This is a genomic window from Streptomyces sp. SID13726 (assembly GCF_010548375.1).
In the GTDB taxonomy this organism is placed as follows: domain Bacteria; phylum Actinomycetota; class Actinomycetes; order Streptomycetales; family Streptomycetaceae; genus Streptomyces.
This window is the reverse complement of sequence record NZ_JAAGLY010000672.1, coordinates 1-408: the sequence shown is the minus strand read 5'-3', so window position 1 is coordinate 408 and position 408 is coordinate 1. Positions and strand designations below refer to the sequence as shown.

The 408-nt window shown below is 76.5% G+C and carries 1 protein-coding gene; it reads left to right on the top strand.

Features of this window, described 5'->3' with window-relative positions; all coding sequences use genetic code 11:
* The coding region (locus G3I78_RS49710; protein WP_164437267.1) for a hypothetical protein at positions 1-344 on the top strand (344 nt) is incomplete at its 5' end.
* Between the last annotated feature and the right edge of the window lie 64 nt (positions 345-408).

Genomic DNA, 408 nt, shown 5'->3' with positions numbered 1-408 from the left:
CGCGGACGCGCGACGGGCCGGAACGCACCTGGGTCGCGCTGCCGAACCTCGAGGTGGCCAAGGAGGTCGCCGCGCTCGCCGACGAGGTCCACCACGACGACGACAGCATGACCAGCTACCACGTGATCACCGCCACCGGCGCCCGGCGCGGCGAGCCGTTCGGCGCGGACAGCGACGAGGACGCCATCGACGTGCTCCGCGCGCGGCGTCGCGCGGGCAACCTCCCGCTCGCGCCGTTCCGGCTCGAGACGAGCGACGGCCGACTGGTCGGCTCGTGGCAGAAGGCCGTGGAGATCCCCGCCCGCCCGGCGACGTCGCACGAGGGGACGTCGGGGCCCGTCTGAGGTTGCGGCGTCCCGGCGCCGTCGTCGGGTCGCTCAGCCCCCGGCGCGCAGCGCCGCGACGTGC